The organism is Paenibacillus sp. FSL K6-2859, assembly GCF_038008265.1.
Lineage (GTDB): Bacteria > Bacillota > Bacilli > Paenibacillales > Paenibacillaceae > Paenibacillus_AQ > Paenibacillus_AQ nitricinens.
In genome coordinates, this window is the sequence record NZ_JBBOYU010000001.1 from 938,342 (window position 1) to 959,680 (window position 21,339).

The following is a 21,339-nucleotide window of genomic DNA, read 5'->3' on the forward strand; positions in this document are numbered from 1 at the left end:
TAATTCTTACTAAATATTGTATTTAAAACGTTTGACTATTGTATAGTTGGGTGCTATGATAGGCTGATGTTATGGGCATTTCGTAGAAAACTGCGGAATGCCTATACTATATTTCGAAGATAAATTTACATTAAATGTTACCAGGGGAGTGATACGCCATGTACATTTCGTTGAGTTTACCTATAGAATCTAGACATAAAAAGTAACTAAAATTTATTAAAGGAGAGATCAGGATGATTCAAGTAAAAGAGTTTGTAGATGCTGATAATTCGTATGCTGAGAATAAAGCTAATGAGTTCTTGGCAGGGCTGAGTGAGGAACAGGTTGTGAATATCTGTTACGGTTCGGTAGTTAAATCTTCACGTGATGGGGCAGAGCATCAAAGAAGCAGTATACTGGTCGTGTATAAGACAAATGAAGGGCAATAACTGGAATACTTTTTTTTCGTGCTTATCTGTTGTCTCCACACTATGCATCGTGATTGTTCTAATATATTATATGTTTTAGCTTTTCTTATTAAAAAGAGGACCTTTCCCATCTACGGGTAAAGGTCCTCTTTGATTATATAAGTGCATTTACAGTCTTAAATACCGTCTGGAACGGATAATCCTAAACCGGAAGCGATACGCTGTCCCAATTCCGGATCAGCTTTATAGAAATGAACAATTTGGCGAAGTTTAATATCGTTACTTTCAACGGGGGTCATAGCACCTACGATATTTTGAACAAGACGGATACGCTCTTCTTCACTTAACAGGCGATACAAGTCACCAGGTTGTGTATAGTGATCGTCACTATTATAGGAGACACTGTCGGCATTTCCAGATACTTCGAAGGGTGAGGTTTTGTATTGTGGTGCTTCTTTAGGTCCACCTAAGCTGTTAGGCTCGTAATAAGCACCGGATCCGCCATTGTTGCCGAGTGCCATGCCACCGTCACGTTGATAGTTCTTCACTTCTACTTTTGGACGGTTGATAGGCAGGCTGTTATGGTTAGGACCTACACGGTGACGATGAGCATCGCCGTAAGCAAACAGTCGACCCTGTAGTAATTTATCAGGAGAAGCTTCAATACCAGGGACGAAAGAGCCAGGCGAGAACGTAACTTGCTCTACTTCCGCGAAGTAGTTCTCTGGATTGCGATCCAGTACCATGCGGCCAACCTCAATTAATGGATAATCTTTTTGCGACCATACTTTTGTTACATCGAATGGATCAAAGCGGTACGTCTTCGCATCTTCGATCGGCATTATTTGCACGTAGAGTTTCCACGCAGGGAAATCTCCTTTATCAATAGCATTGAACAAGTCTTCTGTATGATAATCTGGGTTCTCCCCAGCTATTTTTGCGGCAAGATCTGGAGCAAGGTTCTTAATGCCTTGTTCTGTTTTGAAATGATATTTCACCCAGACTGCATTTCCTTCGTCATTTACCCACTTGAAGGTGTGGCTTCCGAACCCATGCATATGTCTCAGCGTAGCTGGAATCCCGCGATCTGACATCAAAATAGTCACCTGATGTAGAGATTCCGGAGATAAAGACCAGAAGTCCCAAACCGCATTAGGGTTCTTTAAGTGAGTCTGTGGATCACGTTTCTGTGTATGAATAAAATCAGGGAACTTGATTGCATCACGAACGAAGAATACAGGTGTATTGTTACCTACGAGATCATAGTTTCCTTCTTCCGTATAAAATTTCACAGCAAAACCACGAGGGTCCCGTACAGTATCAGCAGAACCTAGCTCCCCAGCAACCGTAGAGAAACGGATGAACATGGGTGTGCGTTTGCCTACCTCAGATAAAAAATTAGCTTTTGTATATTGAGTTAAATCCTGAGTGACCTCAAAATACCCATGAGCGCCAGCACCCTTAGCATGAACGACACGTTCAGGAACACGTTCTCTGTTAAAGTGGGCTAATTTTTCAAGCAGATGGACATCTTGCAGCAAAGTAGGACCACGATCACCGGCTGTCATTGAATTCTGATTGTCGCCTACTGGAGCACCCCAGCTGGTCGTAAGATTATTATTATTGGAGCTCATTAATAGAATCACCTCGTAAGATTTGATTTTAGATTTAGTATAAGTTCTATATTAATGTTTTTTGGGGAAAATGCAACACTTTTTGATTAATTGACACATTACAGTATGTGGTAATCGTCGTCCCATTCAGATATATATGATAGATAGAGTGATTAATTACTAAGCAGAGTTAAAAAAGAAACAGCGCACCTCTACCATCACTGGAGGGTACGCTGTTCTATTTTGATATAGGAATATCCGTTTTCTGTACTTAGTTTTTAATGTACATTCTGTTATAGTATTCATCCAGCATTCTTTTGGTGGCAAATTCGGTGCGAGTGGTTTCGATACTCTTCTTCATCATTTGTACCCACTGTTCACGATTCTCATAATAGGTTGGGAGTACTCGATTCAATAGGGTGTCGTATAGCGCATCACTATCATGCTTATCCAGAACCTCGAAGTCAGTTGTCTCGAAGCCATCTCCAATCTGCCAGCCATTCTTGCCATCTATACAGGCTTCCGGCCACCAGCCATCTAGAATAGAGCAGTTCAATACCCCGTTCATGGCTGCCTTCATCCCGGAGGTACCACTTGCTTCCAGTGGTCTACGAGGATTATTGAGCCAAATATCAGAACCGCGTGTCAGCTGTGCGCCGATAGTCATATCGTAGTTTTCTAAGAAGACAACGCTCTTCGGATATTTTTTCATCATCGCCACTAGATTGCTGACGATTTTTTTGCCGTTATCATCCAGTGGGTGGGCTTTGCCGGAGAATACAATTTGTATTTTTCCAGACTCTAGATAAGGCTCAATAATGTCCGGCTGCGAGAAGATCAGGTCACTGCGTTTATACGGAGCAGCTCTGCGTGAGAAGCCAATAAGTAGATTATCAGCATTGAGGCTAATGCCAGAGCGTTCTTTAATAAAATCAATCAGTTCACCTTTAATTTCCTGATGCACTGCCCATAAATCGCCATTTTCTTCGTAGGCTTGGGTCATTCTTTCATCAACCCAGGTAGGCGTATGAATCGCATTAGTAATGCCGATGATATCCGATCTTCCGGCAACCTCTTTCCACATCTTATTGGCTGTATCCGCATGAAGCTGAGCCACGGCATTGGATATTCGGGAGAGGCGCAGACCGGCAACTGTCATGTTGAAAGGCTCACCACCGATTCGCTCCATCTGATCACGGGTTAAACCATTAAATGCACTCATATACTCTAAGCGGTCGAGGGGATGGGTTTCGTTGCCTTCTTTGATTGGGGTATGTGTAGTGAACACAACCTCTTCCCGAGTAGCTTTCCAAGCTTCCTCAAAGGTGTTGCCTCCGGACATTTTCTCTCGGATTAGCTCGATAGCTGCAAGGGCTGCATGGCCTTCATTGAAATGATACACATCAATCGGTATGCCTAGCGCACGCATAGCTTTTACTCCACCGATTCCAAGTACGATCTCTTGTGCGATCCGTTCCTCGCCGAACCAGCCGTACAGTTGTCCAGTAATCCAGGCATCATTATTCTCGGGGATATCCGTATCCAGTAAATACAACGTGCTGTTGCCAAAATAATCAGTCTTCCATACTTTGCACACCACATCGGTCTTTCTGACTTTAACGGTTACTTTCACCCCTGTATCTTCAAGAAAATCATAAACATAATTGTGATAGGAGTCGTACGGATTACCATTCGCATCAATTTTTTGATCCGTATACCCTTGTTTCCACTTCAGCCCGATAGGGATAATAGGAGCATTGATGTCCTTAGCTCCCTTAATGTAGTCACCGGCGAGAATTCCAAGCCCTCCGGCATACATTTTAAAATCGGAATGTAACCCGTACTCCATACTGAAATAAGCTACTGTTGGTAATTTTTGTTCGTTCACTTGATAAGCCTCCTAATCGCGGATTAGATTGAATTGCAGTAAAGCTGCTGGCATTATCTACGATGCAAACGTTTGCTCAAAAAACAGCCAACAATCGTTGTGGAAGCGATTGCACCATCATTCTAGCACACTTTATCTATAAAAGCATAACGTCGATTTGGTGAAAATAGCCAATTAGGGGTAAAATCAACGGAAGTGATTGATAAAGTGAAGGGAAGACCCTAAGATAAAGAGATTGAAGAAATAATTACTGGTGGTGTTTAAGTTGGGTATAGTTGTGATTGGAAGCATAAATATGGATATGGTAGTACGTACGAGCCGGGCACCGAATGCAGGAGAAACGCTTATGGGACAAGTATTTGCTCTATCTCCCGGTGGAAAGGGAGCGAATCAAGCCGTTGCCGCAGCACGTCTGGGTGCTGAGGTTAGTATGATCGGCAGCGTCGGAAAAGATACCTTTGGAAGCGAAATGCTGGAGATTATTAAGCAAGAAGGTATTCATATAGAACATATCTCAATGAGTGAAACTGAGGCAACAGGTGTAGCTTCAATCGTTATTGAAGAAGATGGAGAGAATCGGATTATCGTTGTACCCGGAGCGAATATTGATCTATTTGCAGAGGATATACAGGCGTTAGAGGCTGTAATTAGCCAGGCTGAGATGATTGTGATGCAGCTTGAAATGGAACTGGCGATGAGTGAGCATGCTATTGCCATTGCACATCGTCATGGAATTCCGGTCATTCTGAATCCAGCACCAGCTAGAGTACTTAAAGACGAGATGCTGGGTCAAGTATCGTATCTGACACCTAATGAGACGGAAGCGGGAATTTTGACTGGAATGACTGTAGATAGTTTAGAGACTGCTGAGCAGGCAGCCCGTATTTTGCTGCAAAAAGGTGTTAAAAATGTGATCGTAACCTTGGGATCTAAAGGCGCACTGATCGTTAATGCTGAAGGCGCTAAGTCAGTTCCTGGATTCCCGGTTAAGGCGATAGACACGGTTGCTGCCGGAGACTCATTCAATGGGGCATTAGCCCAGCAATTGGTCTTAGGCAAAACGTTGGAGGAGGCAGTGAGCTTCGCTAATGCTGTTGGAGCACTGGCTGTAGGGAAAGAAGGCGCGATCCCATCGCTTCCGCAATTATCAGAGGTCGAACAGTTTCTAAAACATGTATCGGCAGTAAAATAAACAATACAGAATCTATAACAGACGACTGGATAGGGGCTGAAATAATGAGCAGGACAGTAATCGTAAAAAATGTGATCATTGGCGAAGGAATCCCTAAAATATGTGTTCCGTTGATTGGAGCTACCTTGTCTGAACTGAAACAGGAAGCCGAATCATTAAAAGAGCTTAGTCCCGATTTAGTAGAGTGGCGGACGGATTTTTTTGATGAAGTTGAAGACGTAGAGGCGGTCAATTCAGCACTAAAAGAAATCCATTCTGTTATTCCGGAGTTACCGCTGATTTTTACTTTTCGGAGTGCCAAAGAAGGTGGCGAAAAGCAGGTTAGCAAGGAGTACTACATTGCATTGAATACTGCTGCAGCCGAAAGCGGGCTGGTAGACATAATAGATATTGAATTATTTAATGAGGAACAGGATGTAAAGCTGCTAGTCGAGACTGCTCATACCCATAATGTGTCTGTTATTATATCCAATCATGATTTTCATGGAACCCCTTCTCAAGAGGAAATTATCTCACGACTATGTAAAGCACAGGAGCTTGGGGGGGACCTGCCCAAGATTGCCGTGATGCCTAAGGATGCCGGGGATGTACTGACTTTACTAGAAGCTACACATCTCATGAAAGAACAACATGCAGATCGCCCAATTATAACGATGTCTATGGCTGGAGCTGGGGTAATTAGCCGTCTAGCCGGTGAAATATTCGGTTCAGCGCTTACCTTTGGAGCGGCACATAAGCCCTCTGCACCTGGGCAGGTAGCTGTAGTTGAGCTGCGAAAGGTACTGTCACTGCTGCATAGCAGTCTATAAGAGGGATCAGCAAGGCTCCAGATAAAAGAAATAGAGCGGCGACCGGATTTCAGGTGCCGCTCTTTTTTATTATTTTGTACCCGTGTATACGTGAACGGCATCTCTTAAGAACGCTGCAAGTCCAGGGCGATGCTTGTCGTAGTACTTGGTAAAACGCTCATCATCAACATACATTTGAGCAACACCGGCATGTGCCTCTTTGGAATAGGAATCCCAGTAGAAGGAGAGCCACTGGCGGTGCAGATCAGCACTTTTTTGCGCCAATACACTGGCAGGATCTCCATGCTCCATCGCTTGAACTAGGGACTCAAACATTTCCTCCTCAAGCTGCTGTATAGCCGCATATTGTTCTTCTGTCATACCTTTAAGCTTCTTGTTGGATTGATCTACAGTGCTGTCCCCGTATTTCTCTCTAATTTCTTGACCGTATTTCTTCTCGTTGTCTTCTACCAGCTTTTGTTTAAAGCCTTCAAATTTCTCTGCGTCACTCATAGTCATTCTCCCTTCTTGGTGAGCTAGCGTCTGTTCGACGTTAGCAATGAGTAGATCTAATTGATGTCTCTTTTCAAGCAGCTTGTCATGATGCTCCCGTAGTGCCTTGGCTCCGTCGAAAGACGGTTCGGTCATAATAGCTTTGATACGTTCCAGACTCAAGCCAAGCTCTCGATAAAATAAAATTTGCTGCAGTAGATCTACTTCGGTGCGGCCATAGATACGATACCCCGAGGAGTTGATTCTCGCCGGCTTAAGAATGCCAAACTCGTCGTAGTATCGCAGGGTTCGCGTACTGATTCCAGCTAGCTCAGCGAGCTTCTGTACTGTGTATTCCGTAGTATCACCTCCCACAAATTCAATGTACACCTTTACGTAGCGTGAAGGTCAAATGTTTTTTTAGGGTATCCCAAACAGCGGCAGTTACCCGCTGAAGATCATTGGGAAGACTGCCGCTGCTATGATTTGCTGATGTTTGAAGTTATTTTTGACCCATCTGCGCCGCAAAATAATTCTGTAATTCCTCTAATTTCCGAGGATCAGCTAGAGTTGTTTTGTCTGAGAAGTAGTGTTCGAGAACAAGGTCCCAGGTAGGTACTATTTTTTGTGAGTTCATCGCTTTAATGGCAACTTTGACCGTCTTACGTTCTTTGGCATTAGAAAAGGTATCTACGTAATGCTGTGAGCGCTCAAAATCCAGATCCTTAAACACAGCGCGGAAAATCTCTGAAGTCATCTTTGCATCATCCAGCGCCCGGTGAGCAGATCCGGAAGGTTCAAGTTCAAATAAAGCCATTGCGCTTTCCACGCTGACATCATTACTTAGTCCGCGAGCCCGAAGCACACCCTTCAGTAAATCGAAATACGTTGCGGACATCCAGTAGGAGTCGTCCATCTTGTGCATACGTACATCCTGAATGATTCGTTTCATGTCTTCGCCACCCCAAGTAAGCAGCAGCACTCCATCTGTACTTAGATCAAGCCACTCTCTAAAAGCAGTGATGACTTTCGGGAATCGGGGTGCGATGTCGATTTCCTCTTGGGGAATACCGGTTTTTTTCTTAATAAAAGAATTAAGGGTGGAGAAATATATGGGTTTGATCAAGGAAGAAAATTCATCCTTATACTGCAATGAAGAGTCTAACCGGACGGCTCCAATCTCAATGACCTCCATAGGGTGCTCGCTGGCAAACTTACGGCCGTTGAATTCGATGTCCAGAATAATATAATCCACAGGTACTTGCCTCCGTTCCATGACTGACGCTGTAGTGCTTAATACGTCGACTACTCTATTTTAACAAAAAAAGCGATGTAATGGGGAGTAAGGGAACAAGCTAATATTGGAACATAAAAAAAGAACCTGCACAATGCGGGTTCTTTTTATCACTATAATGAGCAAATAAGAGTGCAGAAAATGAAGGAAGGCGATTAATACTCTGGAGTGGCATCAGGTTCAGGTTGATGAACGGGTTGTTCCAGTAGAACGGATCCGTCTTCAAGTCGAATCCAGGTATTAAAGTCTTGGGTGCCTTGGGTCAGTTTGATGACGCGTGCGCCCCGCATAAAGCCTTCTTTTCCATAAGTATTGTAGCCGGTAGCACGGCCATAGGAAAGACGTATGCCATACAGGCTGCCCGTAAAATCGTTAACATGGTCATGCCCGCAAAAAGTGCCCAGCACATCACCCATTTCAAGTAAAGCGGTGAACAATCCCGAGTTAACATGTGGTGAGCATACACGCTCGTTCTTATGTCCATGACAAACTTGTGTGAACCATACTTCCCGGTATTCAGGAATTGGGATATGAAAGAAAGCTAATGCAGGTAGTCTGTCTTCCGCAGTCTTTGGATTTAGCCGATCTGATTCAGCTGTCAGCCAATTGATCTGACCCCGGCTAACCCAATTATAGCCAGGGATATGCTCCATCTCAGAGTAGCTGCCCGAGTCAATAAAATAAAGGACTGCAGCCGCTTGGCCATCCTGATCTTTAATTTCAAGTGAGTAATTCCCTGAACCCTCGAGATCCTCTGGGCCGGCTTTGGCCAGGCAGTGGGGATGCTCCAAGGCAATCTGCATCAGTTCATTGCGGGAAATCAGGGTTTCTGTATCATGGTTGCCAAATACGAAGGCCCAAGGGGTTCCCGTTTTCTCCACAGCAGCAACAGCATCCCGAAAAGCTTGGGCGGGGTCTTCACAGGCCTTTTCACCAGGTGATACAGGGCCGGTGTAAATTAGATCGCCCGTGAAAACTACAAGATCAGGTTGTTCCGCTTCCAGAACGCGTTCCATCAGTTCCCGGGTACGCTGATCTTCGGCTCTTCCATCCATCCAGTGAAGATCAGTGAACTGTACAATTTTCAAAGTTCCATCTTGCTGAAATGATAAGCTGTGTCTCATTGGGGTATCTCCCTTACTGTCTGATATTGAATTCTAAGCTCCGGAAGCGTGAGCCGCTTATGCGACATCAAGCCGGGTGAGGGCTGACACTATCAGCTATGTAGCCATAGACGTTAGCCGATCCAGATCCGCTGGGTGAAATGATCTCCGGAGTTCCTACCAATCATAATATCAAATTCTCCGGGTTCGAAGAGCATTTGATCGTCTTTTCCATAGAACATCAGCATTTCTCTAGTAATCTCGAAAGAAACCACTTGTTTCTCATGCGCTGCGAGTGTAATTTGTCGGAAGGCTTTCAGCTCCTTGACCGGGCGTACAACACTTGCGCTAACGTCATGGATATAGAGTTGAACGGTTTCCTTGCCGGTGATGTCTGAAGTATTCTCCACTTCAATGGAGGCAACAATCCGATCGGTAGCATCAACATTGAAGTTGCTGTAATCAAAACTGGAGTAGCTCAGACCATAGCCAAAGCAGAACAGCGGATCATTAGGGCAATCCAAATATCGGGTTACATAACGTACATTGGGATATAGAGGATCATAAGGGCGTCCCGTCTGATAGGCATTGTAATAAACAGGGATTTGCCCAACCGAGTAAGGAAAGCTCATTGATAAACGAGCGGACGGATTATAATCTCCGAACAGCACATCAGCTAGTGAGTTTCCGGATTCTGTACCCAGAAACCAGGCTTGCAGCAAAGCATCGCTGGCCTCAAGAACAGGCTTTAGTTCCAGCGGTCGGCCGCTAAATACAATGGTAACAATCTTTTTGCCGGTATCTTTCAGACGCCAGATTAGCTTCTCCTGATTGGTCGACAAGCGCAGATTGGTTTTGCTTCCGCCTTCCCCGGTATCCTGCTGATTCTCACCGACAGCAGTGAGAATGACGTCGCAATCTTTCAGGCGCTGGAATGCTTCTTCGATTTCATCCTCCACATCAAAAACACCCTCCAGCATGCTTCCCAGCTCACCAGTCATGGCCGTAATAATATCCGCGGCAGATGTTTTTTGAGAAATGCCATTGTAGAGTGATACGGCTGGGTCTTTTTCCGTTCCAGACCAGCCGCCCAGCACTTGAATAGAGGTGGCGAAGGGACCAGCCAATCCAATCTTCATACCGTGTTTAAGGGGCAGAGCGTTATTGTCATTTTTCAACAGCACCACTGAGCTGGCACCCAGCTCTCTCGCAGCTTGTAAATTCTCTACGCTCGGCGTAGGTGCCTCATCTACTATTGGATCTGCATCCTTGAATGGATTGTCAAACAAGCCGAGAGCGTCCTTGAGTTCTAGCACCCGGATAACGGCTTCATCAATCAAGGAGATATCAAGCTTGCCTTCTTCGACTAGAGCAGCGCCGTGGTTTAGATAATGGGTGGACATCATTTCAATATCAAGTCCTGCAGCTATACTTTTCTCCGCTGCTTCACGGCCATCCTCAGCTGCACCATGAGGGATTAGCTCATTGACGGAATTGAAGTCGGCAATGGTAACGCCGTTGAAGCCCCATTCCTCACGCAAAATTCCCCGGAGAAGTTTGGAATTACCGCTTGCTGGTATGCGGTCAATCGTATTGAATGCGGCCATCACCATGGCTACACCAGCATCTACAGCAGCTTTATAGGCTGGTAGATAGAACTCACGTAATACGCCGAGGGACATATCGACCGTATTATATTCTCGACCGCCTTCGGGAGCGCCGTAACCGGCGAAGTGTTTCACACAGGCAGCGATACGACCTTTTTCTTTTAGGTCTTTGCCCTGATAGCCCCGTACCATGCTCTCAGTTACACGGGCATTCAGATAAGGATCCTCACCGGATGTCTCCATCACCCGTCCCCAGCGCGGATCGCGTACGAGATCTGTCATAGGTGAGAAAGTGAGATGGATGCCGGCAGCTGCGCTCTCTTTGGCTGCAACTTCAGCAAATCGCTCGCAAGCTTCCATATCAAAGCTACAACCAATCGCAAGCGGGATCGGAAGAATTGTTCTGTAGCCATGAATGACATCCGCCATGAAGAGCAAGGGGATTTTCTGACGGCTGGCTTGCAAATGCCGGGTCTGTAGATCAATCACATTCCTGGCTCCAATGCCGTTCAGAACGCTTCCGATGTTCTCCATTAGCTGCGGATTAATGTTCAGCTCCTTGAATGGACCGGTTAAATCTACGGTATCATCCAAACCCCAATAGTGAGGGCCTAGCTGGGTCAATTGGGCCAACTTTTCTTCTAGCGTCATATCGTTCACAAGATCTTGGATAAACAGTTTAGTCATGGTTAACACCTTCCTCGTGAGCGCATTGAAAGTTATTGTGACAAATAGATGTGCTATACCAATAAGAAAGCGCTTGCTATTTGAGTTCGCCGCTATGCACACGCAGATAAATATAATTGGATGAGACATGAGATAGATAAGAACGGGGAGTTCATTGTCAGACATCATATAATAGAGACTGACATGTCTGTGAAAGAACAGATAGAAACGTTTCCATTAACGATACATATCGATCTTAGTCCGAAGGCCATAAAAAGTCAATTATCTTCGTGAAATCGGCCGAATCATTATATTTAGGTTATAAAATGTGATTTTTATTACTAGAAAATCAAAAATAAAATCAATTGACAGCGCATACAACTAGGGAGTATGATTTTCGTACAGGGAGTTTCAAAGAAATTATGGAAACGTTTCTATATCATCCGATACGCTTATTATAAAGGATGAGCAAGCAGTTTCATGCTGGTTGCGGGACAAGAAAGGAAGCTAAGTTATGCATGTGATGAAATGCATCTTTCAAATTGGAGGTGGGCTCATTGGCAAGAATTAAGCTTGCGGGTGGAAATATTGTCCGGGAAGTCATTAAGAACAAAGTGCTTTTTCTAATGTTGCTGCCTGTAATCGTATACTTCATTATTTTTCACTATGCCGTAATGCCTGGCGCTTATGTCGCATTTGTAGATTACAAGCTCAACAAGGGTATTTTCGGAAGTGATTTTATCGGTCTGAAAAACTTCGAATTTCTGGTTCAAAATGGAGATTTGTGGAATATTACCAAGAATACGCTTCTTTACAACATCGTCTTCCTAGCACTGGGTAACATTATTCAAATTGTGTTTGCGATTATGCTATCGGAGATCTCGGGCAAGTGGTTCAAGAAAGTGTCTCAATCCGTTATTCTCCTACCTTACTTTATCTCTATGGTTATCGTCGGTGTGTTTGCCTACAATATATTCAATTTTAATTCCGGGTTCATCAATACGATGCTAACTGGAATGGGGCTAGACCGTTACGAGTTCTATTCTGATCCGGGCATATGGAAATATATCATAGTAGCCTTCAAGATCTGGGCCGCTACCGGATATGGAATGATTGTCTACCTGGCAACGATCACAGGGATTAATCATGATCTGTACGAGGCTGCTTATATGGACGGAGCTACTACCTGGCAGCGGATCCGTTATATGACCTTACCGATTCTGAAGCCAACCTTTATTCTGCTTTTACTGTTTGGTATGGGTGGAATTCTCAAGGGCTCTTTTGACCTTTTCTATAATCTGATCGGTACGAACTCGGTGCTGTATCCGCAGACGGATATTATCGATACCTATGTCTTCCGTTCACTGGTGGGACAATTCAACTTCTCTATGGGCGCCGCGGTGGGCTTCTACCAATCCATGTTTGGCCTGATTCTGGTGCTAGTAGTTAACTTTATTGTACGTAAGGTCGAGCCGGACAGCGCATTGTTCTAAAACCAGACACGAAACAGGGGTGATGAATATGGAAACTCAAAAAATCAAACAGGATTCCGGAAGTATTATCATAAAAGTGATTAGCTATATCTGCATTAGTATCTTTGCACTGTTCTGTGTATTTCCCTTTGCACTAATGATCTCCTCATCGTTTATGAACGAGCAGGAAATTGTCCGCGAAGGCTACAAGCTGCTGCCTAAGGAATTTTCCTTTAAGGCTTACGAATTGTTGTTTAACAACTCTACGCAACTAGTAAATGCTTATAAGATAACTATTTTTATAACCGTAGTGGGTACGGTCCTTGGACTGTTCATGATGTCGATGGCTGGCTTCGTGCTTAACCGCAAGGATTTCAAGTATCGCAACTTCTTTTCCTTTCTAATTTACTTTACGACACTCTTCAGCGGTGGCTTGATTCCAACGTACATCTTGATGGTCAAGCACCTGCATATGAAAGACAACTTATTTGCCATGATTCTACCGGCTGTAGTTGGCGCATGGTCGATCTTCCTGATGCGTAATTTCATGAAGGCCATTCCGGATTCCTTATATGAATCTGCTACCATTGACGGTGCTGGCGACTTCCGTATCTATTGGCGGATATTTATTCCGCTGGCGGTTCCTTCCTTAGCTACCATCGGGCTTTTCTCGGCGATAGGCTTTTGGAATGAGTGGTACAACGGGATGTTATATATGGACTCCCCGACGAAATATCCACTCCAATACTTCTTGCAGCGAATGGTCAATCAGACGAATCTCGGTACACTAATCAATTCGGGGGCAGTTATCAATACAGCTGATCTTCCAACGCAATCCATCAAGATGGCTACAGCTGTGCTGGCCACCGGGCCAATTATTCTCCTCTATCCATTTGTACAGCGTTATTTCGTAACAGGCCTCACCGTTGGGGCTGTAAAGGGTTAATGGACGTCTCCTTTTCGAAGGCGCGTTTATTATAAATGCAATTCATAAATAGAAAAGAAAAGGGAGGCTTACCTAATGAAAGGTAAAAAAATTGCGTCTTCTTTAATTGCTGTACTCATGCTTACTGGGGCATTGACAGCCTGTTCATCGAAGAACAACGAGGCGAGTAATGATCCGGCAGCTACGAAGGCACCAGATGCTTCAACGAATGCAGGAGGAGTAGACACTTCCAAAGAAGCTAAGTTGGTGTATTATCTGTGGGGTAGTGAAGGTGTTCAAAATAAGGCGATTCTAGCTGAGATTAACAAAAAGCTCAAGGCTGATCTCAACGCTACAATTGAAGTGAAGTATATTGACTGGCCAGATATCAATACGAAATACCCGTTGCTATTTGCTTCAGGCGAGCAGTTTGATATGTCTCATGCATCTCCAGGAGCACCTGTATCCTATTTCACATTGGCTAGTGAAGGTGCTCTAGTGGACCTTACCGATATGCTCGATAAAGTTGCTCCTAAGCTGAAGGCAGAAATCCCTGCTAGTGTATGGGAAAATACTAAGTACAAAGGTAAAATCTATGGCGTACCGAGTCTTTATAGTGAATATACACCAAATGGTTATGCCTATCGTGTAGACCTGTTGAAGAAATACGGAATGGAAAAAATTACAACTCTCGATGACATGGTTAAATACATGGATAATGTTGTTGCCAATGAGTCCTTCCCACCAATTAACGGTAAGTCAGAAGATGCGGCCAATATGTTCAGAATGCTCGTAGATACTACAGGAATGTGGCTTAACGCACCTGGTATATCTTTGAATGAACTAAATCTTGTGACTAAAAGTCCAGAGGACTACAAGACCGTCTTCCATCCAGCATACACTCAGGAATTCGAAGATTGGGCTGTGAAAATGCGTGAATGGGCAGATAAAGGATACTGGGGCAAGGATGTGCTGTCTGCAACTCTTGGCAGCAAAGATAACTTCAGAGCAGCAAACTCCGCTGGTTATTTGACTCATGCTCAGGACTGGATTGGCCAATACGGTGCAGATTTGAAGGCACAACCAGAGGCAGAAACTGCATTCTTTACTTTTGCGGAAGCCAACAAGAAGATCAAACGTAAGATGGGTGTTGATAACTCGACTGTAATTAGCACGAGCTCCGAGAATCCAGAGCGTTCTCTGATGGTGATCGAGAAGTTCATGACAGACGAAAGCTACTACAACCTCATCCAAAACGGTATTGAAGGCAAACAATATGTTATGGAAAATGGTGTTAAAAAGCAGCCTCCAGGCTTCAACGAAAAAACGGACGGCGGAGGTTTCGCGGCTTGGTCACTTCGTAATGACAAATTCGTAGTTCCTACGGATACAGAAAACCCAATTCGTAACTCTTTATTTGCAGAGTGGGATAAAGTCGCTATCGATGATCCATACAATGGCTTTAGCTTTGATCCATCGAATGTAACTACAGAAATTGCTTCCATCTCCAACGTGAATTCCCAGCTTGGTATTCAATTGATGCTTGGTAAAACAAGCAAAGATCCTAAAGCTGCTGTAGCGGATTACCGTGAGCAACTGAAAAAAGCAGGAATTGACAAGGTTATTGCCGAAGTAGAAAAGCAATTGGCTGCGTTTGTTCCAGTGAACTAAAGAACGTTAAAAGGTGTGAGGGAGCTATAGTAGCATATAGCTCCCTTACTTATAAGTGGGGGAGTATAGTGGACGTAAATATCAAGGATATCGCGCGGATTTCCGGTGTGGGCATCTCGACGGTCTCCAGGGTCATCAACAATAAGGGGCTGGTGAGTAAGGCTACTCGGGAAAAGGTTCTGAATGTTGTTAAGGAATACAATTACATTCCCAATTCCAATGCAAGAAATTTAAAAACTACAGAGTCAAAGAACATTGCACTTATGGTTAAGGGGATTACCAATCCGTTTTTCTCCAATATGATTAAAGAAATCGAGCGGCAGGCTAATCTGCGTGGTTATCCCTTTCTCATTCATCAGGTAGAGGATGGTACGGATGAAATCAATGCTGCCATTCAGCTCACCAAAGAAAAAAATCTATGCGGGATCATCTTCATGGGCGGAACCTACAATCATTCCGAAGAGAAGTTCAAGCAGCTGACGGTTCCGTTTGTACTGACGACGATCACCTCTACACAAGAGGTGGACCCTGATATCTTTTCTAGTGTCACCATTAATGAATTGAAGGAAGCTTATAAGGCCACCAATTACTTGATATCACTTGGGCATGAGAATATCGGTTTTCTAGCCAAGTCCCCTTTATTGGATGAAACAACAGGAAACCGGAGATATTTGGGCTACAAACAAGCACTGGAAGAACATAATCTGCCTTATGATCCACAGTTGGTGGAGGATTGTGAATATAGTCCTAGCTCGGGATTTGATGCAGCGCGGAGATTGCTTAAACGGAATAAGGGAGTAACCGCAATATTTGCAGCCTCCGACACGATTGCTATCGGTGCAGCCAAGGCGGTGCTTACCGCGGGGTTGTCTATTCCAGATGATATTTCAATCATTGGCTTTGACGGGATCGAAATGGCTGAATATTTTCATCCTTCTCTTGATACGATCAGCCAACCGGGTACAGAAATGGCTTTGTCCAGTGTGGGTGTTCTGTTTGATCTAATTTCCGGAAGGTCAGGTCATCAGCATATTGTCTACGATGCGGTATTGCTCAAGCGAGGTTCTTGCAAGATGCTCAAAACAATTAAGATTTAATACTGACTATAAACGCTATCATTGGAGTGGTAACCCAAATGCAAGACACATTGAGAATAGGTACTCTGGTTCGTGGCGGGGAGGCCGTCACCGTGATTCCGCAAATCGTTCAGCATGGTTTTGAATCCTTTAACCTGAACTTTTGGCAGACCACAGGTGAAACTAATCTTGTAGAAACAGCTGCACGAGTAAGGGAGCTGGCTGCTGAGCATGATTTTGTCATCTCTTCCGTTGGGATTTACGGAAATCCACTTTCAGGAGATGGAGACAATGCTGACACACTCGCCAGTTGGGAGCGATTAATTGATCATGCCCATTTATTCGGCACAGATATTATCGGAGGATTCACCGGACGTCTTCCAGGTTCTTCGATTGACGATTCGATTCCGAGATTTGCAGAGGTGTTTAGTGAATTGTCCAAAAGGGCAGCCGATCGTGGCTTAAGAATTGCTTTTGAAAATTGCGCTATGGGTGGAAATTGGCAGGCGGGAGAGTGGAATATCGCTCACAATCCTTCAGCCTGGGAGAAAATGTTCAATGCTGTGCCAGCAGACAATCTGGGTCTGGAATGGGAACCGTGCCACCAGCTGATAGGTCTCATTGATCCGATTCCGCAGCTACGCAAATGGGTGAATAAGGTGTTCCATGTACATGGCAAGGATGCCACTATTGCCTGGGATATCGTCAAGGAATACGGAATTCATGGACCTAAGCCTTATGTCTGGGACCGGACGCCTGGCTTCGGGGATACGAACTGGGTGGATATCATCTCGATTCTGCGCCAAGCTGGTTATAAGGGAACAATTGATATTGAAGGCTGGCATGATCCTGTCTACCAGGGTGAACTAGAAATGACTGGACAGGTACATGCGCTAAATTATTTGAAGTATTGCCGAGGTGGCAGTTTTGTCCCAAATCCGGTGTAAAGGATATCAGATAGTAACAACTCAAAAATGACCTCAAAACCCACAGTAAAGTGGAGGATGAGGTCATTTTTATATGCTTAGCTTAATCCCGTATAAGATAGCCTTGCCCAAGCTGGATTTCATTAAAGCCTGCCATGTGGCGAGCTTGAAAGCGGATCGGCTTAAATCCACCTATAATAATGATGTTTTTGATATCCGCAGTCCCATCTGAAGGCAGTGAAAAGGATTTAATATAGGTAAATTGTTCGGCGAGCGTGGTGTAAATAGCATTAATGAGCGGATCATTTTCACCTTTTCCCATCAGATTCATCAGGAGATACCCTTCGGTATTCAGTTTTGAATGCGCGATGTTGAAAAATTCACTGGAGATTAAGTGCCTCGGCGTGCCCGCAGCGGTGAAAGCATCCAAGACGATGTAATCATATTTCTGTGTTTCTTCACCTTCAAGGATCTGACGTCCGTCACCGATCACTACGTTATCTTGGATGTATCCAAAATAGCGGCGGCTTAATTCGACTACTTCGCTGTCTAGCTCAGCTACTTTAAATCTCTTGTCTAGAAAATACCCGGCAATCGTTCCAATCCCATGACCAATAAGAAAGGCGTCCTCGAAAGAGGAAGCATTGCATTTCATCAAGTGAATGATGGCTCGCGGATATTCAAACACAACTCGTTCTGGGTGATTGAGATCCATCGCACCTTGAATGGCCTGATTGGAAAACTGCATGACGCGGAACGCACCTTGTTCACCGTATAGTTCTGTGGTGTCATAGACGGTGATTTCATGATTATCGCTGCTTGTGTGAATCTGTGATTGCAAGTGATCAAGCTCCTTATACGATAGAAATTCGTTTATATTCATTGGGTGTAACGCCGACTACACGTTTAAAAAGCTTATTGAAATAGGCAGGATCGCCATATCCAACTTCTGCTCCAATCTCGTGAATCTTTAGGTCAGGAGCATTCTTGAGCAGATGCTTGGCTTTACGTAGCCGGATTTCCGTGATGTAGTCCGTTAATGTAAGTCCAGTTTCTTGTTTGAACAGCTTGCTTAGATAGCTTGGTGTCAAAAAAACCATATTCGCTAAGGTGTTCAGATCCGCATGTTGATTATAGTTGGCTGATATCCAGCGCTTTATGGTTTCTACAGCTGTACCGGACATCTCTAGGCGATGGGCTCTGATTTCAAATAAAATGCTTGAAAAATGGTCGGTGAATACACGCTCAACTTCACTGAATCTCATACTGGAAGTAATGCTTTCATCCAGTCCAAGATAGGGTGCACCTTTGTAGAGGGTCTCAAATTCTTGCAATTCTTTCTGCGCAGATTCAATAACCCATCGACAGACACGGAGAATTTGATCGGGCACAGCTTGTTGTGATTTCAACATTGAGAATAAGTTACGCACGCGCTCTAAAGCACCCTCCATATTTAGGATCTGCAGATCATGGATTAATGGTTCCTTGATCGCATTAAAAGGCTCGAGAATATTTATCTCAGGCTGCTGAATGTTCTGAATATTAGCATAGTGCAATCGGTCAGTGTTATAGATGCCGACACTGCAGGCTAACCTAGCCTCTTGATACGCTTGTCTGAGCTTGGCGGTATCATTATAGGAACTGCTAGTACCTACATGCAGTATCATACCATTGGCAGAGATACGAATCCTGTCTCCGATTTCATTCCTATCGCTGTCCGAGAGTTGTTTTGTAGAATACAGGATACAGACATGCAGTCCATTTTGGATCTCTAAGCTGTCGATACTAAATGCCTTCTCTTGCCGCAGACTGTCTACACAGAAACAGACGGGTTCTCTTGATCTTCCTTTGAACACAAAGACTGAGAAATAAGGCTGGGGCAAAGTAAGGCTCGACAAAAGCAAGGGGGATGGGGGCTCGTCGACTTGAAGAAGGGTCAGTAGGAGACCGGTACGGTGACGTACCTCCTTGTCACGAGAGAACTGCTGCTCTTTCTCCAATTGATAAAGCAGGTCGAATAATTGCTCCTTATCGATAGGCTTTAATAAGTAGTCTACTGCAGAGCTGCGTATGGCTTCTCTGGCATAATTAAATTCAACAAATCCACTCATTAGAATGGAGCGGATTTGCGGGTGACTGGCTTTTAATTGTTTAATTAATTCCAAGCCGTTAATTTGCGGCATACGAATGTCAGTAATCACAACATCAAGCTGAAGCGAAGGTAACTCGTCAAGTAGATGTTTCCCATCGGAGTAGGTGCCGATGACCAGAAATTCAGTATTTTCTTTGCTGATCATTCGGGCCAGACCTTCGCGGATCAGGATTTCATCGTCAACAATTGCAATACGCAGCAATCAGAGCATCTCCTCTCCGTAATTCATATCATCTTCACTATGAGTAGTGAAGGGAATGTCCTCAATGCGCAGTGTAACACGAGTACCTACTCCGAGCTTACTCTCTACAAGGAGCCCGAATGAGCTGCCGTAATGCAGACGGATTCTCTCATTCACATTTCGTAGGCCAATTCCAAACATTTCACTTTCATTCCCACTTTGCAGACTATGATTTAAGGAACGAAGGGTGGCAGCATCCATACCGATGCCATCATCTTCTACACAGAATACGACATTTCCTTGCTCACTCCATGCGGTGATGGTTAAGGTACCGAGACCTACTTTTTGATCTAAGCCATGAAAAACTGCGTTCTCCACAATGGGTTGGAAGACAAGTTTGATTACAGGAAGATGTAGAAATTTCTCTGGCACATCAATGTGTAGATTGAACTTATCTGGAAACCGGATTTGTAGCAGATGATAATAATTTCGAACATGATCCAGCTCTTGTCTGATCGTAACGGCTTCTTCGCTTCGGACAATACTGTAACGCATCTGAAGTCCAAGTAAATAGGTGAGCTTCGCTACACGGGGGTCATCATTGCTCTCTGCCAGCATACGGATAGACTCCAGCGTATTATAAATAAAATGGGGATTGATCTGATTCTGAAGTGCCCTCATATCAGCCTTCTGCTTACGCTTCTCGGTGAGGGATACTTCCTGTAGCAGATCCTTGACCCTTATGATCATTCGATTAAAATGACTGCCAAGCATTCCAATCTCATCATTATATTTGGAGTGCTGCCAGACATCCAGATTACCGTGCTGTACCCGTTTCATTAGACGGACCAAAGATTTAAGGGGTTTAGTCAGCGCATGTGAGATGAACGTGGCAACGCAAAGTGCAAAAGCAATAATGATCAGTGTAGTTAATATAAGAGCATTGCGATTCTTCTGTACAGGTGACAGGATACGGGCCAAAGGAATCGTAACCATAGTCGTCCAACCTGTCTGTTTCGAGACGCTATACACTGCAAGATAAGATTGACCATTCATTTCTATTTGAAAATGATCCTGTTGCTGATTCACATGCTGCAGCAAAAGCTGCGTGTTCAGTCTTTGTTCCCCGCCGGTTTGCATCGAGTCTGAGGCGTCTTCACTGTCATAGATCAGTTCTCCGTTATTATCTACAATTAATGTGTTGCCTTGTGTAACTGCGTTTACGGGATCAATAATCCCGTTAAACAAGTTGATGTTTACATCAAATACGAGAATTCCTATATGATCTAGCGTGCTTACAGAATTAATGGTGCGAAGTACACTGAAAACCTCTCTATGGGCATTGGAGTTTATACGAATCGTATGTCTGCCTTGAATGACAGGAGCGGCTCCAGCTTCATCACTTAAGGTTCTCCATTCGGCTAGTCGTTCTTCAGGGTACAGCTCGTGGATTCCGGGGACTCTATCATAAAAAACAGAACCGTACTGATCCACCATGTACACGGCGATGATCTCTTCCTTCGTATGCTTCAAGTAGCTCAGGAACATCGCCATGCCAGTACTTTTATCCCAGTCGGTATTTTGCTGAGTGAGGTAGAATTGTACATCGGTGTTATACAGCGGTAGCGCTGTGTATCTTTTTAGATCGGCGACATAACGGTCAATGGTATCAGAGGCATTCGATGTCATTTGGTTCGCGCTTTCCGTTGCATTCACAAGAACAGAATTGAACATGGAGCGGGAGGACAAATAACTAACATAAGTGATTGGAAGCGAGATCAGAAAGACAAATACGACGATCAGTTTTCGCTCCATCGGAAGATTGGCAAGGAACAACCACATTTTTCGTAAGGCTAGCCGGATGAATGATACCATTTGCGTTGTCC

17 protein-coding genes are annotated in these 21,339 nt (G+C 44.3%); 8 read left to right on the forward strand and 9 right to left on the reverse strand.

Going from position 1 to position 21,339, the window contains the following annotated elements; translation table 11 throughout:
* Positions 1 to 233: 233 nt before the first annotated feature.
* A complete protein-coding gene (locus MHB64_RS04145) occupies positions 234 to 428 on the forward strand; it encodes a sporulation protein Cse60 (protein ID WP_280787713.1) in 195 nt (64 codons plus the stop codon).
* A 155-nt stretch (positions 429 to 583) separates the two neighbouring features.
* On the opposite strand, the gene katA is transcribed toward MHB64_RS04145, so the two are convergent.
* A complete protein-coding gene (gene katA, locus MHB64_RS04150; RefSeq protein ID WP_094870734.1) occupies positions 584 to 2,041 on the reverse strand; it encodes a catalase KatA in 1,458 nt (485 codons plus the stop codon).
* Positions 2,042 to 2,291: 250 nt separating this feature from the next.
* Positions 2,292 to 3,908 carry an alpha-glucan family phosphorylase gene (glgP, locus tag MHB64_RS04155; protein ID WP_094870735.1) on the reverse strand — a complete coding sequence of 539 codons (1,617 nt, stop codon included), beginning with the start codon at positions 3,906 to 3,908 and terminating at the stop codon, positions 2,292 to 2,294.
* Positions 3,909 to 4,185: 277 nt separating this feature from the next.
* On the opposite strand from glgP, the gene rbsK reads away from it, so the two are divergent.
* Both rbsK and aroD read left to right on the forward strand, forming a co-directional pair.
* The gene (rbsK, locus tag MHB64_RS04160) at positions 4,186 to 5,100 is read left to right on the forward strand and encodes a ribokinase (RefSeq protein ID WP_341136048.1); all 915 of its coding nucleotides are present in this window, start codon (positions 4,186 to 4,188) and stop codon (positions 5,098 to 5,100) included.
* Positions 5,101 to 5,144: 44 nt separating this feature from the next.
* Complete coding sequence (gene aroD / locus MHB64_RS04165) at positions 5,145 to 5,909, forward strand: type I 3-dehydroquinate dehydratase (protein WP_341133783.1); 765 nt, start codon at positions 5,145 to 5,147, stop codon at positions 5,907 to 5,909.
* A 69-nt stretch (positions 5,910 to 5,978) separates the two neighbouring features.
* On the opposite strand, the gene MHB64_RS04170 is transcribed toward aroD, so the two are convergent.
* The 4 genes from MHB64_RS04170 to bglX all read right to left on the reverse strand — a co-directional run bounded on the left by MHB64_RS04170 (position 5,979) and on the right by bglX (position 11,071).
* On the reverse strand, positions 5,979 to 6,770 hold the full coding sequence (locus tag MHB64_RS04170) for a MerR family transcriptional regulator (protein ID WP_341133784.1): 792 nt from the start codon (positions 6,768 to 6,770) through the stop codon (positions 5,979 to 5,981).
* Between the two features lie 112 nt (positions 6,771 to 6,882).
* Positions 6,883 to 7,635, reverse strand: coding sequence for a 3'-5' exonuclease (locus MHB64_RS04175; RefSeq protein WP_094870739.1), 753 nt, complete (start codon positions 7,633 to 7,635; stop codon positions 6,883 to 6,885).
* A 194-nt stretch (positions 7,636 to 7,829) separates the two neighbouring features.
* Complete coding sequence (locus MHB64_RS04180; protein ID WP_341133785.1) at positions 7,830 to 8,798, reverse strand: metallophosphoesterase family protein; 969 nt, start codon at positions 8,796 to 8,798, stop codon at positions 7,830 to 7,832.
* 113 nt (positions 8,799 to 8,911) lie between these two features.
* Entirely contained in the window at positions 8,912 to 11,071 is a 2,160-nt protein-coding gene (bglX, locus tag MHB64_RS04185) for a beta-glucosidase BglX (RefSeq protein ID WP_341133786.1), read from the reverse strand.
* A 536-nt stretch (positions 11,072 to 11,607) separates the two neighbouring features.
* Between bglX and MHB64_RS04190 the strand changes: the two genes are divergently transcribed.
* The 5 genes from MHB64_RS04190 to MHB64_RS04210 all read left to right on the forward strand — a co-directional run bounded on the left by MHB64_RS04190 (position 11,608) and on the right by MHB64_RS04210 (position 17,141).
* Positions 11,608 to 12,543, forward strand: a complete 936-nt coding sequence (locus tag MHB64_RS04190) for an ABC transporter permease (protein ID WP_256989849.1) — start codon at positions 11,608 to 11,610, stop codon at positions 12,541 to 12,543.
* Positions 12,544 to 12,571: 28 nt separating this feature from the next.
* The gene (locus MHB64_RS04195; protein WP_218832580.1) at positions 12,572 to 13,468 is read left to right on the forward strand and encodes a carbohydrate ABC transporter permease; all 897 of its coding nucleotides are present in this window, start codon (positions 12,572 to 12,574) and stop codon (positions 13,466 to 13,468) included.
* 75 nt (positions 13,469 to 13,543) lie between these two features.
* A complete protein-coding gene (locus MHB64_RS04200; protein WP_094870743.1) occupies positions 13,544 to 15,118 on the forward strand; it encodes a DUF3502 domain-containing protein in 1,575 nt (524 codons plus the stop codon).
* 68 nt (positions 15,119 to 15,186) lie between these two features.
* On the forward strand, positions 15,187 to 16,215 hold the full coding sequence (locus MHB64_RS04205) for a LacI family DNA-binding transcriptional regulator (protein ID WP_341133787.1): 1,029 nt from the start codon (positions 15,187 to 15,189) through the stop codon (positions 16,213 to 16,215).
* 38 nt (positions 16,216 to 16,253) lie between these two features.
* Positions 16,254 to 17,141, forward strand: a complete 888-nt coding sequence (locus tag MHB64_RS04210; RefSeq protein ID WP_341133788.1) for a sugar phosphate isomerase/epimerase family protein — start codon at positions 16,254 to 16,256, stop codon at positions 17,139 to 17,141.
* A gap of 82 nt (positions 17,142 to 17,223) precedes the next feature.
* On the opposite strand, the gene MHB64_RS04215 is transcribed toward MHB64_RS04210, so the two are convergent.
* The 3 genes from MHB64_RS04215 to MHB64_RS04225 are packed head-to-tail and all read right to left on the reverse strand — an operon-like array spanning position 17,224 to position 21,328.
* Complete coding sequence (locus MHB64_RS04215; protein ID WP_445671598.1) at positions 17,224 to 18,003, reverse strand: spermidine synthase; 780 nt, start codon at positions 18,001 to 18,003, stop codon at positions 17,224 to 17,226.
* Positions 17,975 to 19,474, reverse strand: coding sequence for a response regulator (locus MHB64_RS04220; protein ID WP_341133790.1), 1,500 nt, complete (start codon positions 19,472 to 19,474; stop codon positions 17,975 to 17,977). The genes MHB64_RS04215 and MHB64_RS04220 overlap by 29 nt, the downstream gene beginning before the upstream one ends.
* A complete protein-coding gene (locus tag MHB64_RS04225) occupies positions 19,475 to 21,328 on the reverse strand; it encodes a sensor histidine kinase (RefSeq protein WP_094870748.1) in 1,854 nt (617 codons plus the stop codon).
* Positions 21,329 to 21,339 lie beyond the last annotated feature (11 nt).

What these genes read in the sequence shown, in the direction of transcription:
- MHB64_RS04145 (WP_280787713.1), top strand. Translation starts at nt 234, where the DNA reads ATGATTCAAGTAAAAGAGTTTGTAGATGCTGATAATTCGTATGCTGAG.
- katA (WP_094870734.1), bottom strand. Translation starts at nt 2,041, where the DNA reads ATGAGCTCCAATAATAATAATCTTACGACCAGCTGGGGTGCTCCAGTA.
- aroD (WP_341133783.1), top strand. Translation starts at nt 5,145, where the DNA reads ATGAGCAGGACAGTAATCGTAAAAAATGTGATCATTGGCGAAGGAATC.
- MHB64_RS04180 (WP_341133785.1), bottom strand. Translation starts at nt 8,798, where the DNA reads ATGAGACACAGCTTATCATTTCAGCAAGATGGAACTTTGAAAATTGTA.
- bglX (WP_341133786.1), bottom strand. Translation starts at nt 11,071, where the DNA reads ATGACTAAACTGTTTATCCAAGATCTTGTGAACGATATGACGCTAGAA.
- MHB64_RS04195 (WP_218832580.1), top strand. Translation starts at nt 12,572, where the DNA reads ATGGAAACTCAAAAAATCAAACAGGATTCCGGAAGTATTATCATAAAA.
- MHB64_RS04200 (WP_094870743.1), top strand. Translation starts at nt 13,544, where the DNA reads ATGAAAGGTAAAAAAATTGCGTCTTCTTTAATTGCTGTACTCATGCTT.
- MHB64_RS04210 (WP_341133788.1), top strand. Translation starts at nt 16,254, where the DNA reads ATGCAAGACACATTGAGAATAGGTACTCTGGTTCGTGGCGGGGAGGCC.
- MHB64_RS04215 (WP_445671598.1), bottom strand. Translation starts at nt 18,003, where the DNA reads ATGAATATAAACGAATTTCTATCGTATAAGGAGCTTGATCACTTGCAA.
- MHB64_RS04225 (WP_094870748.1), bottom strand. Translation starts at nt 21,328, where the DNA reads ATGGTATCATTCATCCGGCTAGCCTTACGAAAAATGTGGTTGTTCCTT.